The sequence below is a fragment of the Pseudomonas sp. LG1D9 genome (assembly GCF_002949995.1).
GTDB classification, from domain to species: Bacteria; Pseudomonadota; Gammaproteobacteria; order Pseudomonadales; family Pseudomonadaceae; genus Aquipseudomonas; species Aquipseudomonas proteolytica.
This window is the reverse complement of record NZ_CP026881.1, coordinates 1,186,699-1,199,196: the sequence shown is the minus strand read 5'-3', so window position 1 is coordinate 1,199,196 and position 12,498 is coordinate 1,186,699. Positions and strand designations below refer to the sequence as shown.

The following is a 12,498-nucleotide window of genomic DNA, read 5'->3' as shown; positions in this document are numbered from 1 at the left end:
ATCGCAGGCAAGCCAGCTCCCACATTTGAATGTATTCACCGCTCAAATGTGGGAGCTGGCTTGCCTGCGATGAGGCCCGATAAAGCTCTACAAAACCTCAGTGCGGCTTAGCCGCCGCCTGCCACAAAATCTCCGCAACCCCCTGGCGCCTGGCAATTACTCGCGCTGCGACAAACAGCAAATCCGATAGCCGATTGATATACGCCAATCCCACGCCTTCCAACGGCTCCAGTGCATTCAACTGCTGGCAGCGGCGCTCGGCGCTGCGGGCCAGGCTGCGGCATACGTGGGCCTGGGCGATCAGCGCCGAACCGCCGGGCAGGATGAAGTTTTCCAAAGGCCCCACTTCTTCATTCCAGCGATCGATCGCGGCTTCCAAGCGGTCCACTTCGCCTGCATTCAGTGCCTTGTAGACCGGCATCGCCAACTCGCCACCCAGGTCAAACAGTCGGTGCTGGCAAGGTGTCAGTACTTCGACCACATCCTTCAACGCAGGATGCTGGCCGCTTTGCTCCTCGAGCCCGGCCAACAGCAGGCCCAATTGGCTGTTGAGGCTGTCCACTTCGCCGATGGCTTCCACCCGGGGGTGATCCTTGGGCACGCGGCGACCGTCACCCAGGCCGGTTTCGCCTTTGTCGCCGGTACGGGTGTAAATTTTCGACAGGCGAAAGCCCATGGTCAGTGCTCCAGTTGAGTCAGTTCGAGGGGGGCAAGCTGGCTGCCGGCCAACGGCAGGCGCAAGGTAAAGCAGGTGCCCTGGCCCAGGGTGGAGTGAACCTCCATCTGGCCCTTGTGATTGTTGGTGATGATGAAGTACGAGACCGACAAGCCCAGCCCCGTGCCCTGGCCGATTTCCTTGGTGGTGAAGAACGGCTCGAACGTGCGTTTGCGTACGCTCTCACTCATGCCGATGCCATTGTCTTCCACCTGGATCTCGGCCCAGGGCGGGTTGAGCCGGGTGCGCAGGATGATGCGCCCTGGCTCGCTGTCGTCTTCGCGCAGGTGGATGGCCTGGGCGGCGTTTTTCAGCAGGTTGAGCAGTACCTGCTCCAGCTCGTTGGCGGTGCCGGGCACCGGGCCCAGCGCTGGGTCGAACTGGCGAATGATTGCCTGGCCCTTGAAGTCGAAGCCGATCGCCAGGTCGAAGTCATTGCCGGCGATCTCCACGGCCTGATCGATCAGGGCTGGCAGGTCGCAAGGCGCCATCTGGCGGTTGCTGCGGCGGCTGAAACTGAGCATATGGGTGACGATTTTCGCCGCGCGGGCCCCGGCTTGCTGGATACCGTCGAGCAATTGCGGCACCTCGCGGCTTTGCAGGTAACGGTTCACCGTTTCCAGTTCCACGCCCACCTGCTCGGCGTGCTCCAGGTTTTTCGGCAGCTCCGTCGATAGGCGTCGGCGGATGTTCTGCACGTTGTGCAGGATCGCCCCCAGGGGGTTGTTGATTTCGTGGGCCATGCCGGCGGCCAGCCCGCCGACGGACAGCATCTTCTCTGACTGCACCATCATTTCTTCCAGGGACAGGCGCTGGGTGATGTCATCGATGCGGATCACCACCCCGCGCCCGGCACCGCCCATCAGCGGGTAAAAGGTCAGGGCGTAGTGCTTGGGCTCGTCGTCCTTGATCCAGGTGACGCGCTCGATGCGCTCCACTGTATGTTGCTCCACCGTGGCCTTGAGTTGGGGCAGGTAGGGCTTGAGCGGTTCGAAGGCGAGGAAGATTGGCTGGTTCAGCGCTTGGTCCAGGCGTGTGCCGGAAAGGGCGCTGGCTTCCTGGTTCCATTGGGTAACGTAAAGCTGCTCGTCCAGGGCGATCAAGGCAGAGGGCATGGAGTCGATGATGCTGTTGAGATAATTCTGGAACCCGGTGAGTTTTTTCTCGATTTTGCTGCGCACCTGGACTTCCAGTTCCAGCTTGCGGTTGGTATGGCGCGTTTCCTCGGCCAGGCCCTGGGCCTGGTCATAGGCGGCCTGGGAGTCGTCCCGCGCGCGCTTGAGTTGCTGCTCGCGGGCTTCGATGCGTGACAGCATGGTATTGAACGCTTCGGCCAGGCTGCCGATTTCGTCATGGTTGCCGCGACCGGCCCGCAACGCGTAGTTCTCCTCGCGGGTGACCTGGCGCGACAACTCTTCCAGCTCGTGGATGGGCCGGGTAATCAGGCGCTTGATCTGCTGGGCGATCACCATCCACAGCAGGATGCTGAAAACCAGGATGCCGAGGCTGGCGGTCAGGGTGCCGGTGTAGAAGGCCACCGGCAGTTCGCTGCTGGCCACCAGCAGCAGGTGCCCCGAGGGCAGGCCGGGGCGGGGCAGGGTGATGATTTGATTGCTGCGAAACTCGGTGACCCGCCAGGCTTCGATGTCACGATAGTGCGCCGGCAATTGCAGGCGGTCACCGTGTTGCAACTGCGCCAGGCGGCTGCCTTCGCCGTCGTAGAGGGCCGCCGCGCGCAGTGGCGAGTAACTGGTCAGTTCGTTGAGCAGGGCATCGGCCTTGGCGGGAGAGTCCAGGGCTTGCGCGGCGAGGGCCGGATTGGAAACCAGTCGGCCAATTGCCTGCAGGGCCTGGGGGGCCATGCTTTCCTGGGAGATCCAGTAAGCGGCGCTGATAAAGGTCAGGTTGGCCACCAGCAGCACGGTGGTCAGCAGTACCAGCAGGGCCGCCAGCAGTTTCTGCCCAACGGGGAGATTTTCGAGACGCTGGCGCAGTGGCATCAGGTTGTTCGCAGGCAAGGATCAAGTGGGCAGGGTAGCGCGTGCTTCAGTCGCTGGGCAATCCGCGTGCGTCCAGGTAGCCGGCCAGGCGCACATGCAGTTGTTGCAGGTGCGGCAGGCTCAGGCGATGGCGCAAGGCCGCCTGGCAGGCATGGCCGAGCAGGTAGCGGATTTCAGTGCGTCGGCCGCCGGCCACATCCTGGTACATCGACGAAAAATTCGCTGCCGTCGCCTGGATCACCCGCGCCACTTCGGTCTGCAGGTCCTGCGCCGCCGCTGGCTGGCCGCAGTACTCCAGCAGTTCGGCGAGTTCGGTACACAGGGTCGCTACTTCGCATTGGTGCTGCTGTAGCCCGCCATTGCGGCATTGATAGAGCACGGTCAGTGGATTGATCGCACAGTTGAGTGCCAGTTTTCGCCAGAGGCGCGTGAGGATATCGGTGCTCCACTGGTGGGGAATGCCGGCGGCCTCCAAGTCGTCCAGCCACAGCGGCGCCGTGGGATGGGTAGTGTCACCGAGCCAGGTAAAGCCATGGCCGGCGAAAACCACACTGCCATCGCTCTGGCGAAACGCACCCTCGGTGCTGGAGGCGAAGATACACCGGGCCTGGGGCAGTTGCGCGGCAACCGCATCCTGGCTGCCCAGGCCATTTTGCAGCAGGATCACCTCGGCATTGGGTGTCAGGCGTCGGGCTAGCTGTGCGACGGCGCCAGGTGCGTCGTAGGCTTTACACGCGACCAGCAGGCGATCAATCGGCTCGGGGCTGTCGGATGTTTGTGCACTAACCGGGTAAGACTGGGTATGCCCCTGCTCGATCAAGGTCAGCCCGGGCGTTGTCCGATAGCGGGCCAAGCGTGCCTGGTCGCGCAGGATCAGTGTGACAGGCAAGCCTGCGCGGGCCAGGCGTGCGGCCCATAACGTACCGAGACTGCCGGCGCCGAGGACATGCCAGGTGGTGGACATCAATTTTGCTCCGTCGGCCTTTGGGTGAGCCAAGCAGCTCAGGGTAAAGAATCGTTATAATGCCCCGGCATTTTACCCGCAAGCCAGGCGCGCTCCATCTTTACTGAGCCGCGCCCCTTTTTTATTGGAGAAACTACATGCCGTCGTTCGACGTGGTATCTGAACTGGACAAGCACGAAGTCACCAACGCCGTCGAGAACGCCGTCAAGGAGCTGGACCGTCGTTATGACTTGAAAGGCAAAGGCAGCTTCGAGTTCAAGGAAAAGGAACTGACGGTCAACCTGACCGCTGAAGCCGACTTCCAACTGGAAGCGATGATCGAGATCCTCAAGCTGGCCCTGGTCAAGCGCAAGATCGATGTGCAGTGCCTTGAAGTCAAGGAGGCCTATGCGTCGGGCAAGTTGATGAAGCAGGAAGCGGTGCTCAAGGAAGGTATCGACAAGGAGCTGGCGAAGAAAATCGTCGCTCACGTCAAGGATGCCAAACTCAAGGTCCAGGCCGCGATCCAGGGCGAGCAGGTGCGTATCACCGGCAAGAAGCGCGACGACTTGCAGGACGCGATTGCCGCCCTGCGCGCCAAGACCTTCGATATGCCGCTGCAGTTCAATAACTTCCGCGACTGACCCGGTTTTGGGGAACCCGCGGGGCTTTTCGACGTCCCACGCCCCAGCACCTGCAGAAACGATTGAGCCCTTCGGGGCTCAATTGCTGTGGCGACCTATATATGCAGTGGTAAACAGGAGAATCTAGATGGACTTGAATGCTGAAGTGGATCATTTGATCAAGGCTTCCCAAGCCTGGGTCCCGATGATCATGGAATACGGCAGCCGGGTGCTGCTGGCGGTATTGACCCTGGCCATTGGCTGGTGGCTGATCAACAAGCTGACCCACAAGGTTGGGCGCCTGCTGGCCCTGCGCAATGCCGACCTGGCGTTGCAGGGCTTCGTGACCAGCCTTGCGAACATCGTGCTCAAGGTGATGCTGATCGTCAGCGTGGCCTCGATGATTGGCGTCGAAACCACTTCGTTTGTTGCCGCGATTGGTGCCGCGACCCTGGCCATTGGCCTGGCGTTGCAAGGCAGCCTGGCCAACTTCGCCGGTGGCGTGCTGATCCTGCTGTTCCGTCCGTTCCGTATCGGTGACTGGATCGAAGCCCAGGGCACGGCGGGTACCGTCGATAGCATCCAGATCTTCCACACGGTGATCCGTACCGGCGACAACAAGACAGTCATCGTGCCTAACGGCATCTTGTCCAACGGCATCATCACCAACACCAACCGCCAGCCAACCCGCAAGGTGGTGTTTGATGTGGGTGTCGACTACGAAGCCGACCTGCAGAAAGCCCGCGCAGTGCTGCTGGAACTGGCCAAGGACCCACGGGTTCTGGCGGACCCAGAGCCGGTCGCTGTGGTTTCGACCCTGGGCGACAGTTCAATCACTGTTTCCCTGCGCGTATGGACCAAGACGGCGGATTATTGGGATGTGATGTTCATGTTCAATGAACTGGCGCGTGACCGTTTGAAAGCGGCGGGAATTGATATCCCGTTCCCGCAGCGTGTTATTCGCGTGATGCAAGACGCGCCTGCCAAATAAACGGGTACAGGGATTTAACTTGGCTGAAGAGTCAGGTTTCGTCTCGGCAATAAACTTGATAGTTAGCTTGCTAGTTATCAAGGTCGCAGAAATAAAAGTGTAATAAAAAAGCCGCTCACTGGTTAAAAGTGAGCGGCTTTTTCATTAAGAGCCGAAGCCCTCGGGCATCTTTGATTACAAGATGTTCAGCGGGTATTGCGCAATCAAACGCAGTTCGTCGATGGACGAAGAACCGTAGTAAACACCGTCAGACGAACGATAAGTCGCTTGGCGAATACGCAGGCTCAGGTCTTTGGCCGGGCCGCTCTGGATCACGTACTTGGCTTCGAGGTCGCGTTCCCACTCTTTGCCGTTCGAGGTCAGGGCGGTGTTGGCGCCGCTACCAGTGACGTACGCAGCCAGGAAGCTCAGGCCAGGTACGCCGAAGGTGGCCATGTCGAGGTCATAACGGGCCTTGAAGGATTTCTCGCCTTCGGCGTTGAAGTCGGAACGGGCCACGGAGTTGGCCAGGAACACTGTACCGCCGCCATCGATGCCGTAGCCGTAATCGCCGTCACCGGTAACCTTCTGTGCAGCCAGGGTGAAGGTGTGTGCGCCGATGGTGTAGGCACCCTGCAAGCTGAACGCGCGGTTGTCGAGTTTGGTAACGTCGTCTTTGAAGGCGCGTTGCAGGCCGGCTCCGTCGCTCTTGGTGTCGTAGATGTTGAAGTCTACGGCCACCGACTGGTCATCGCTAAGGGCGTGGGTCCAGTTGACGTTGGCGTAGTATTTGCGCCAGTAGTCTTCGACTTTCGAGTAGTAGAGGCTGGTGGTGAACTCAGGCGTCCAACCGTAGGTGCCGCCCACGAAATTGGCTTGCTTGATGCCTCGGGAGGTTTCAGGGAAGTCGAGGATACTGTCCTTGAAGGTTTGCGCCTGGGCAACGCTGGAAGTGAAGTGGCCGGCTTCCAGCTTGAGGTCCTTGATCTCGTTACTGACGATCGAGATACCTTGTGGCAGCTCTGGCAGCAAGCGACTGTCGTCGGATGCGAATACCGGTGCGGTGGTGTACTGGTCGCCGACTTTCAGCACGGTATTGGAGAGGCGGAACTTGATGGCGCCGCCGCCCTTGGAGTATTCATCCTCTGAGCGGCCATCCGAACCTTCCGGGAACAGGCCGGTGCCATTACGGCCTCTGCCGCTGTCCAGTTTCACGCCCAGCAGGCCGATAACGTCAACACCCACACCGATGGTGCCCTGGGTGAAACCCGACTGGTACAAACCGTTGAAGCCCAGGCCGGTTTCCCGGGTGTAGCTCGTACCCGACTTGTTGTTGCGGTTATCTCGGCTGAAGTACAGGGTGCGGGTATTGATGCTGAACGTACTGTCTTCGACAAAGCCCTTGGCATCATCTTGGGCGGACGCCATTGCGAACTGTGAGGTGCCTGCTGAAACAGCGAGGGCGATCATGCTCCACTTCATCACGCGCATCGTGATTTGCTCCTTTGGTTTTAGGAAGAGTACTGCCGTCCCACCTGTATTTTTGTCTGGGCGGCTCTTTCTTTTTTGTGACAGCGCAAACTTATAGCACGCTGGCAATAATTGGCGATACTTGCACATCTGTCCTTTCAGCTTCTTTACGAGGCTGTCGTAAATTGCTAGATCCATGTCGCAAATCTACAGTCTGTTTGTAGCCAGACTGACAACTTCAATACTGTTTTTAATACCCTGGACAGAGGTGCAAAGTACCCTGTTCAAAGTTTTAAAACTTCCTGTTTGTGTATTGGCTCACTGTTCTTTTTATCGTGAAGCACCGCCTTCCTGGCAGGTGCCGTTGTCGACGATATGGGAGTGAATGCAACAAGCGTGCTCAAACTGCCAGGCAGATGTCATTTTTTCGTGAAAAATGTGGTGAGTCTGTGAAAACCGCCTGGATGCGGGGCTTTTGCGTGGTTTTTTTTGGAATTTGGGGCGTTGGTTGTGCGGGATTTCGAACGGGTGAAAATACGTTTCCGTCAGAAATGTTACCGGTTCACCCTGCGCAGTGAGTAATCGGCGGATAGGCCCTGCCCGATGCGGGGCATAAAAGACTCATTTTGGTGCGTTGGCTTGCGGTCGGCAGATTGCCCATGGGGTGTGCGGCGATTGCCCCGTGAAGCAGCCGTCATTCGCAGGTATGCTGGGCGCCTGAAACTGACTAGCCGAACGGAGTGCCTGCGGTGTTCGCCTTGGATCCACGTCTGCAAAACGACACCTTGCCCATCGGGGAATTCCCCCTGTGCCGGCTGCTGCTGTCCAACGACTCTAACTACCTCTGGCTTATCCTGGTGCCGCGCATTGCCGGTATCAGCGAAGTGTTCCAGCTTGATGCTGGCGACCAGTCCCGGTTGTGGCACGAAACCACCACGTTGGCGCAACTGCTCAATGACGGATTCGGCGCCGATAAGATGAACATCGGTGCGCTGGGTAACGTGGTCAACCAGCTGCATGTGCACGTGATTGTGCGCAAGCGCGACGATGCGGCCTGGCCCGCACCGGTCTGGGGCAGGCACCCGGCGGTACCTTATTCCGACGACCAGGTAGCGCTGATTCGAGCCCGCCTGCGGGAGTTGATGCCGCCCGAATTCACTTTTGCCCAGGATTGAACCATGGACCTGCAAGACCGCGTGATGGACCTTGAGAGCCGCCTGGCTTTCCAGGACGACACCATCGAGACATTGAATGACATCCTGGTTGCCCAGCAGCGTGCGGTAGAGCGCCTGCAATTGCAGATGGCTGCCTTGCTCAAGCGTCAGGAAGAAATGGGCGGGCAGTTCGAATCCTCCGAGGAAGAGGCGCCGCCGCCTCATTATTGAGGGCAGGGGAAAACTTGCGGCCATAAAAAACCGCGATGCAGTTTCAACTGCATCGCGGTTTTTTTTCGGGCCTGGTCTGAATCAGCGACGCGGCAGGGCGGCGATCACGTCTTCAGCTTGCAGGCCTTTGTCACGGTTCATGACGGAAAACTCCACGCGCTGGCCTTCTACCAGAACGCGATGGCCTTCGCCGCGAATAGCCCGGAAGTGGACGAAGATATCGTCGCCCGAGTCCCGGGAAATAAAGCCGAAGCCTTTGGAAGTGTTGAACCACTTGACGGTCCCGGTATCCCGGTTGGTCATGTCGTAGTTTTGCGAAGTGGCCGGAGCAGACGAACGGTAGAAGCTGATGGCCAGGTGAAGAACGATAGCGACCACAGCGATGGCCAGGCTGAGCAGGATGGCTGGATGGCCGCCGACTTCAGGCATGGGGGCCAGGAGGGTGAGGGTTTGTACGACGACAGTCAGTACCAGCAATGCGCTGACCAGGTTTTGCAGTTGATGGCGTGTGCCTTTGTTCCAGTAGGGAATCACTGGCGCCAGCGTCAGGTTGAGAAGGCCGAACAGAGCCAGGTACAGCGCGTCGTGTTGTTGCAGGTACGGCAGGCTTTCTGGTTGCAGGCTCGGGATAAAGGACAGCAGCAAAGCTGCAGCGCCCGTTAGCAGGTGGACGATTTTCAACATTTTGATTAACTCACGTTAAGACGGATCACAAGGAAGAGCTGACTGGCACGGTTCGCTTCTGAACAATGGGAGGCGTTGGGCACGTGCGCGGTTATCAGCCTATGCCGCTTGCCGCAGGAAATAGCGGTGGCGACACGCTGCCTATTTAACAGCAAAGCCTGTGCCTTCTCAAATCAAGCGTTTCAAGGCGTTGCGAAGATCATCGCATTTGTGCGGCAAACCCTTGTCCTAGACAGGTCAGGCTGCTTTTTGCCGCGCCACGCCTTGCCGCTCGTGGTTGCGCGCGCTGTAACACGGCGATTTGCCGCAGGCCTGCTGCGGCACCAGAGCTGCGCAAGGCGAGTACTCTTGCTAGAGTGGGTAAGCACCTGATCAATGAATTTTCATCAATTGAAGGGAATAGACATGGCAATCGATATCGGTATCAGTGAAGAAGATCGTAAATCCATTGTTGACGGACTTTCACGGCTGCTTTCAGATACCTATGTACTTTATCTGAAAACCCATAACTTTCATTGGAACGTCACGGGGCCGCAATTCCGTACATTGCACTTGATGTTTGAAGAGCAATACAACGAGCTGGCGCTGGCAGTTGACTCCATCGCCGAGCGTATTCGTGCCCTGGGCTTTCCTGCGCCGGGTGCTTATTCCATCTATGCCCGTTTGTCCTCGATCAAGGAAGAAGAAGGCGTGCCCAGCGCTGAAAACATGATCAAGCAACTTGTCGATGGGCAAGAAGCCGTTACCCGGACGGCGCGCGGGATCTTCCCGTTGCTTGATAAGGTCAGCGACGAGCCGACCGCGGACTTGCTGACCCAGCGCATGCAGATCCACGAGAAAACCGCCTGGATGCTGCGCTCGCTGCTCGAAGGCAAATAAACCCTACGGGCCAGTGGTGCCTGGCAGGCGCCACTGGCTTGGCCTGATCACTTCCGGATACTCACGTTGGCTTGTCCTACGCACACCGACTCCCCGTCTTCTGGCTGCTCGTGGCTGCTTGATGTTTTATAGGCTCAACGGCAACTAAGAGCAGTTCATTCAACAGCCGTTTGGCAAGGGAGTGTCAAGTGTATGTCGCGTGGTATGGGTAATGGTGTGATGGAAACTTCCGGTTTTCAAAAGATCAAGATTGATCCCTTTGTCAAAGGGTTTGATATGGCGCTGGCGCGGCCATTGTCGCGGTCTGTCCGATTAAATGGTTTCTCGACATGCCTGCGGCTTGAAGAAGTCTATTGGAATATTCTTGCTGAGATTGCCAGGATCAATACCTGCTCGATCAGTGCGCTGCTGTCGTACGTGGATCGCGAAGTGCATTTACGTTATGGCGGAGTCAAGAATTTCAGCGGGCTGGTCCGGGTGGTGTGTGTGGTTCATGCGCTCAAAGGGCAGGCATCGGCCACAAGCCAGGCCGGCCTCATGTAGTCGGGTTGCGCGGTAGTGCAGGGGCTGGGCGGTTCTATATATAGTGCGCTGCACGTTGCTACGGCTGCACAGCCTCGATTTAACGGATATAATCTCGCCCTTTGCTGCGCACCCGGCTGGTACGGGGCGTGGCGCAGCAGTGACGTGATCGCCGAGATACTCCATGCCCATGTACGATTACCAATGCGCTTCCTGTGGTCACCAATTGGAAGCCATTCAGAAGATCAGCGACGCGCCGTTGGTCGATTGCCCCGCTTGCCGGGCGCCCGAACTGAAAAAGATGTTGTCCATGCCGGGCTTTCGCCTGAGCGGTAGCGGCTGGTACGAGACCGACTTCAAGACCGGCGCCAAGAAGAATCTGGCGGGCGGCGACAAAGCAGACTGAGTTGAACTCTACGCGCGAGCTCCTGCATTATCCGTGGCCTGACTCAACAGGTGCGGTGCCCGAGCAGGAACTCCACCGAATTTCGAATTACGAGAAGTGAAACCACTACCATGATGCGCAGCCACTATTGCGGCCAACTGAACGAGACCCTGGAAGGTCAGGAAATCACCCTTTGCGGATGGGTTCACCGTCGCCGCGACCATGGCGGGGTGATTTTCCTCGATATCCGTGATCGTGACGGTCTGGCCCAGGTGGTATTCGACCCGGATCGCGCCGAGAGCTTCGCCGCCGCCGACCGCGTGCGCAGCGAGTACGTCGTGAAAATCACCGGCAAGGTTCGCCTGCGTCCGGCCGGTGCCACCAACGCCAACATGGCGTCGGGCATGATCGAAGTCCTGGGCTACGAACTGGAAGTGCTGAATGAGTCGGAAACCCCGCCGTTCCCACTCAACGAGTTCTCTGACGTTGGCGAAGAAACCCGCCTGCGTTATCGCTTCCTCGACCTGCGTCGCCCGGAAATGGCCGAGAAGCTGCGCCTGCGTTCGCGTATGACTACCAGCATCCGTCGCTTCCTCGACGAGAATGGCTTCCTGGACGTCGAGACGCCAATCCTGACTCGCGCTACGCCAGAAGGCGCACGTGACTACCTGGTGCCGAGCCGTACCCACGCCGGTAGCTTCTTCGCCCTGCCGCAATCGCCGCAGCTGTTCAAGCAACTGCTGATGGTTGCCGGTTTCGACCGTTACTACCAGATCGCCAAGTGCTTCCGTGACGAAGACCTGCGCGCCGATCGCCAGCCTGAATTCACCCAGATCGACATCGAGACCAGCTTCCTCGATGAAAAAGAGATCATGGGCCTGACCGAAGAAATGATCCGCAACCTGTTCAAGGAAGTGCTGGACCTGGAATTCGGCGAGTTCCCGCACATGACCTTCGAAGAGGCCATGCGCCGCTACGGTTCCGACAAGCCAGACCTGCGTAACCCGCTGGAACTGGTCGACGTTGCCGATCAGCTCAAGGAAGTCGACTTCAAGGTGTTCAGCGGTCCGGCCAACGACCCGAAATGCCGCATCGCCGCACTGCGTGTGCCTGGCGGCGCGAGCATGCCGCGCAAGCAGATCGACGACTACACCAAGTTCGTCAGCATCTACGGCGCCAAGGGCCTGGCTTACATCAAGGTCAACGAGCGTGCCAAGGGTGTTGAAGGCCTGCAGTCGCCAATCGTCAAGAACATCCCGGAAGACAAGCTCAATGTGATCCTCGATCGCGTCGGTGCCGTTGATGGCGATATCGTGTTCTTCGGCGCCGACAAGGCCAAGATCGTCAGCGAAGCCCTGGGCGCGCTGCGGATCAAGCTGGGTCACGACCTCGACCTGCTGACCTGCAAGTGGGCCCCGATGTGGGTCGTCGACTTCCCGATGTTCGAAGAGAACGACGACGGCAGCTTCAGCGCCCTGCACCACCCGTTCACCGCGCCCAAGTGCACGCCGCAAGAGCTGGAAGCCAACCCGGCTGGCGCTCTGTCCCGTGCCTACGACATGGTGCTCAACGGCACTGAGCTGGGTGGCGGTTCGATCCGTATCCACCGCAAAGAAATGCAACAGTCGGTCTTCCGCCTGCTGGGTATCAACGAAGCGGAACAGGAAGAGAAGTTCGGCTTCCTGCTCGACGCCCTGAAATACGGTGCTCCACCCCACGGTGGCCTGGCCTTCGGCCTTGACCGCCTGGTGATGTTGATGACCGGTGCCCAGTCGATCCGTGAAGTGATTGCCTTCCCGAAAACCCAGAGTGCTGCGGACGTCATGACCCAGGCACCAGGTGTGGTGGATGCCAAGGCACTGCGCGAGCTGCACATCCGTCTGCGCGAGGCGCCGAAGGCTGAGTAAGTCTGCGGCGTGAAA

General features: G+C 58.8%; 13 protein-coding genes. 8 read left to right on the top strand and 5 right to left on the bottom strand.

From position 1 onward, the window contains the following. Positions 1 to 97: 97 nt before the first annotated feature. From C5F71_RS05870 to C5F71_RS05860, 3 genes are read right to left on the bottom strand one after another with little or no spacing between them, the layout of a single operon-like run. Complete coding sequence (locus C5F71_RS05870) at positions 98 to 676, bottom strand: cob(I)yrinic acid a,c-diamide adenosyltransferase (protein ID WP_070994437.1); 579 nt, start codon at positions 674 to 676, stop codon at positions 98 to 100. Positions 677 to 678: 2 nt separating this feature from the next. Further along, positions 679 to 2,715, bottom strand: coding sequence for an ATP-binding protein (locus tag C5F71_RS05865; protein ID WP_104910790.1), 2,037 nt, complete (start codon positions 2,713 to 2,715; stop codon positions 679 to 681). Between the two features lie 46 nt (positions 2,716 to 2,761). Next, positions 2,762 to 3,679 carry a putative 2-dehydropantoate 2-reductase gene (locus C5F71_RS05860; protein WP_104910789.1) on the bottom strand — a complete coding sequence of 306 codons (918 nt, stop codon included), beginning with the start codon at positions 3,677 to 3,679 and terminating at the stop codon, positions 2,762 to 2,764. 137 nt (positions 3,680 to 3,816) lie between these two features. Here C5F71_RS05860 and C5F71_RS05855 point away from each other — a divergent pair, with 137 nt between their 5' ends. Both C5F71_RS05855 and C5F71_RS05850 read left to right on the top strand, forming a co-directional pair. Further along, a complete protein-coding gene (locus C5F71_RS05855) occupies positions 3,817 to 4,302 on the top strand; it encodes a YajQ family cyclic di-GMP-binding protein (RefSeq protein WP_029300327.1) in 486 nt (161 codons plus the stop codon). A gap of 127 nt (positions 4,303 to 4,429) precedes the next feature. Continuing rightward, positions 4,430 to 5,272 carry a mechanosensitive ion channel family protein gene (locus C5F71_RS05850; RefSeq protein ID WP_029300326.1) on the top strand — a complete coding sequence of 281 codons (843 nt, stop codon included), beginning with the start codon at positions 4,430 to 4,432 and terminating at the stop codon, positions 5,270 to 5,272. 174 nt (positions 5,273 to 5,446) lie between these two features. Here C5F71_RS05850 and C5F71_RS05845 read toward each other — a convergent pair whose 3' ends face one another. Then, a complete protein-coding gene (locus C5F71_RS05845; protein WP_029300325.1) occupies positions 5,447 to 6,742 on the bottom strand; it encodes an OprD family porin in 1,296 nt (431 codons plus the stop codon). A gap of 728 nt (positions 6,743 to 7,470) precedes the next feature. Between C5F71_RS05845 and C5F71_RS05840 the strand changes: the two genes are divergently transcribed. Both C5F71_RS05840 and C5F71_RS05835 read left to right on the top strand, forming a co-directional pair. Beyond that, entirely contained in the window at positions 7,471 to 7,896 is a 426-nt protein-coding gene (locus tag C5F71_RS05840) for an HIT domain-containing protein (RefSeq protein ID WP_029300324.1), read from the top strand. Between the two features lie 3 nt (positions 7,897 to 7,899). Then, positions 7,900 to 8,106, top strand: coding sequence for a SlyX family protein (locus tag C5F71_RS05835; RefSeq protein ID WP_029300323.1), 207 nt, complete (start codon positions 7,900 to 7,902; stop codon positions 8,104 to 8,106). Positions 8,107 to 8,187: 81 nt separating this feature from the next. On the opposite strand, the gene C5F71_RS29545 is transcribed toward C5F71_RS05835, so the two are convergent. Next, positions 8,188 to 8,790, bottom strand: coding sequence for a cold-shock protein (locus tag C5F71_RS29545; protein ID WP_029300321.1), 603 nt, complete (start codon positions 8,788 to 8,790; stop codon positions 8,188 to 8,190). Positions 8,791 to 9,195: 405 nt separating this feature from the next. Here C5F71_RS29545 and C5F71_RS05825 point away from each other — a divergent pair, with 405 nt between their 5' ends. The 4 genes from C5F71_RS05825 to aspS all read left to right on the top strand — a co-directional run bounded on the left by C5F71_RS05825 (position 9,196) and on the right by aspS (position 12,483). Further along, positions 9,196 to 9,669 (top strand): Dps family protein, encoded by a 474-nt coding sequence (locus tag C5F71_RS05825; protein ID WP_029300319.1) that lies wholly within the window; start codon positions 9,196 to 9,198, stop codon positions 9,667 to 9,669. 192 nt (positions 9,670 to 9,861) lie between these two features. Beyond that, on the top strand, positions 9,862 to 10,212 hold the full coding sequence (locus C5F71_RS05820; RefSeq protein ID WP_029300318.1) for a ribbon-helix-helix domain-containing protein: 351 nt from the start codon (positions 9,862 to 9,864) through the stop codon (positions 10,210 to 10,212). Positions 10,213 to 10,375: 163 nt separating this feature from the next. Beyond that, positions 10,376 to 10,597: an FmdB family zinc ribbon protein gene (locus C5F71_RS05815; RefSeq protein WP_029300317.1), complete on the top strand. Its 222-nt coding sequence runs from the start codon at positions 10,376 to 10,378 to the stop codon at positions 10,595 to 10,597. Positions 10,598 to 10,707: 110 nt separating this feature from the next. After that, the gene (aspS, locus tag C5F71_RS05810) at positions 10,708 to 12,483 is read left to right on the top strand and encodes an aspartate--tRNA ligase (RefSeq protein ID WP_092237820.1); all 1,776 of its coding nucleotides are present in this window, start codon (positions 10,708 to 10,710) and stop codon (positions 12,481 to 12,483) included. Positions 12,484 to 12,498: the final 15 nt, after the last annotated feature.